Source organism: Microbacterium sp. UBA3394 (assembly GCF_002358725.1).
Taxonomy (GTDB): Bacteria; Actinomycetota; Actinomycetes; order Actinomycetales; family Microbacteriaceae; genus Microbacterium; species Microbacterium luteum.
The window spans coordinates 1-2,689 of record NZ_DEPK01000152.1 but is presented as its reverse complement, the minus strand read 5'-3'; the positions used below and the strand labels follow the sequence as shown (position 1 = coordinate 2,689).

Annotated in this window: 3 protein-coding genes; 2 read left to right on the top strand and 1 reads right to left on the bottom strand. The window is 71.1% G+C overall.

Annotation, left to right across the window (positions count from 1 at the left end):
• Window positions 1–1,055: MarP family serine protease (locus B4E30_RS08890; protein ID WP_286794833.1), on the bottom strand; the 1,055-nt coding region annotated here is incomplete at its 3' end.
• A gap of 112 nt (window positions 1,056–1,167) precedes the next feature.
• Here B4E30_RS08890 and B4E30_RS08885 point away from each other — a divergent pair.
• Window positions 1,168–1,893 carry an NUDIX hydrolase gene (locus tag B4E30_RS08885; protein WP_286794831.1) on the top strand — a complete coding sequence of 242 codons (726 nt, stop codon included), beginning with the start codon at window positions 1,168–1,170 and terminating at the stop codon, window positions 1,891–1,893.
• Window positions 1,894–1,922: 29 nt separating this feature from the next.
• Window positions 1,923–2,689: quinolinate synthase NadA (gene nadA, locus B4E30_RS08880; protein ID WP_286794829.1), on the top strand; the 767-nt coding region annotated here is incomplete at its 3' end.

Here is a 2,689-nt window from a genome sequence, read left to right as displayed (position 1 = left end):
GCGAAGACGATGCCCACGACGACCCCGTCGCCGGTGAGCACCGGTCCGCCGGAATTGCCGGGACGCACGAGCGCCTCGAGGGTGTAGATCTCCCGGGGCTCGGACCGGTCGGAGTAGATGTCCGGGACCGGAACGGTGCCGGTGGAGAGCACCTGCGCGTTGTTCTGGGTGAAGGGCCCGCCCAGCGGGTAGCCCTGCACGACGGCGGCGGACCCAGGAGTGAGCACGTCACCGAGCGCCAGCGGCTGGGCATCGAGCCCGTCGACGGCGATCACGGCGATGTCGTCGACGGCGTCGAAGTACACGACACGACCGGCGAGCGCTTGGCCGCCGGGGAGCTGCACGAGCGGCTCGTCGACCCCCGCGATCACGTGTGCGTTCGTGACGACGCGATCGGCGGCGATGACGAACCCGCTCCCGGTGGAGCTCGTGCCGCACGCATACGCGGTGCCGGAGACGCGCGCGACGGATGCCGCCGCGGCGGCGAGTTCGGGGTCGTCGAGGGCGATCGGCGGCTCCGTCGCCTCGGCCTGCGGCGCGAGCAGCTCCCCCAACCGGGGGATGCCGTCATCGAGCACGATCGCGCGCAGCTGGGCCATCGCCTGCGACACCGGCGTCGGCGTGTAGCGATCGATCGTCTGCAGCACCTGCGAGGATCCGATGGCCGGAGCGAGCATCGGCGCGCCGGTGGCGGTGACGCTCGCGCCGATGAGGGACAGGGCGAGGGCGGTGGCCACCACGCCGGCGGCCGCCCCCAGCAGCCGGTCGATGATGCGCAGCGGCGTGCGGTCGACGCCGGAGCGGATCTTGCCGGCGATGCCCGCGCCGATCGCCGTCCCGCCGAGCACGAGAACGAGGGCGAGCCCCACGACGACGAGCGAGCGCCACTCGGGATAGGGCCACGCATCGTTGACCAGGGGCACGAGCCACCACGCCGCGAGTACGCCGACGACCAGGCCGATGAGGGAGCCGAGACTGGCGATGAAGCCGCGCGCGGCGCCCACGATCAGCGCGATGACGAGCATCACGATCAGCACGATGTCCAGCAGCAGCACGAGTCCTCCCCCTCGCACCCTAGACGCCACAGCTATGAGAGCGCCGGGCGATGCCGGCGGAGCCGCGGTTGGACTTCTGGTCACACCGACACTAAGATCGGTCGCGGAGGAAATGGTCATGGTGACACGAAGTGCCGAGAGCCGCGATGACGTCACGCGCGTCGCCGTCTCGACGGTCATCTTCACCGTGCGCCGTCAGGGCGAGGCCATCTCCCTCAGCCTGCCTCTGGTGCGCCGCACCCGCGATCCCCACGAGGGACGGTGGGCGCTCCCCGGAGGGTGGCTCGACATCTCCGAGGGGCTGGATGCCGCCGCCTCGCGGACGCTCGCCGAGACCACCGGTCTCCAGCCGAGCTACCTCGAGCAGCTCTACGCCTTCGGCGACGTCGACCGCTCCCCCGGCCGCGTGGTCTCGATCATCTACTGGGCGCTGCTGCGCCAAGACGACGTGGATGCGCAGCTGGCCGCCCACGCCGCGGCCGGCGACGCCCCCGAGAACGTCGCGTGGTTCGATGCGACGGACCTGCCACGGCTCGCCTTCGACCACAACGAGATCGTCGACTACGCGCTGTGGCGCCTGCGCAACAAGGTCGGCTACAGCCGCATCGCACACGGCCTGCTCGCCGACGAGTTCACCCTCGCCGAACTGCGCGAGGTCTACGAGGCGATCCTGCGCCGGCGCCTGGACCCCGCGAACTTCCGGCGTCAGGCCGAAGGGTCGGGAACGCTCATCCCGACCGAGCGGTTCCGCACCGGAAGCCATCGCCCCGCACGCCTCTACCGCTACAACCGCGACGTCGAGCTGGCCGATCGCGGGCCGCTCGGCGCGCGCATCTGACCGCCACCACCGAGAGAAGAGAGGACGCCATGGCCGCCACCCCCGTCACGCTGCAGCCCCGTCCCACCGACGCTTCCGTCGACCACCTCATCCAGCGCATCGTCACCGGCTCCGACCCGGCCGACACGTGCTCGGCAGACCTCGCCGACGGCCCGTGGGAGATCGATACCCGGCCCGGCTACGGCCCGGGCGCGTCGATGGGCGACGTGATCCCCACCGGCGCGCCCCGGCAGGGCGAGCTGCCCGCCGAGTACCGCGAGGCGAGCGACGCCGAGCTCGACGCACGCATTCGCGCCGCCAAGGACACGCTCGGCGACCGCGTCGTCGTGCTCGGGCATTTCTATCAGCGCGAAGAGGTCGTCACCCACGCGGACTACGTCGGCGACTCCTTCCAGCTCGCGAACGCCGCGCTGGAGCACCCCGATGCCGAGGCGATCGTCTTCTGCGGCGTGCATTTCATGGCCGAGACCGCCGACCTGCTGTCCCGGCCGGAGCAGGCGGTCATCCTCCCGAATCTCGCGGCCGGCTGCTCCATGGCCGACATGGCCGATATCGACCAGGTCGAGGAATGCTGGGAGCAGCTCGAAGAGGTCTACGGAGACATGACCGCCACGGATGCGGACGGGCGCGTGCCGATCATCCCCGTCACGTACATGAACTCCTCCGCCGCCATCAAGGGCTTCGTCGGCCGCCACGGGGGCATCGTCTGCACGTCCTCGAACGCACGCACCGTGCTGGAGTGGGCGTTCGAGCGCGGACGCCGCGTGCTCTTCTTCCCCGACCAGCACCTCGGACG

Bases quoted from the DNA above. Each gene is read 5' to 3' on its own strand.
- B4E30_RS08885 (WP_286794831.1), top strand. From the start codon at position 1,168: ATGGTCATGGTGACACGAAGTGCCGAGAGCCGCGATGACGTCACGCGC.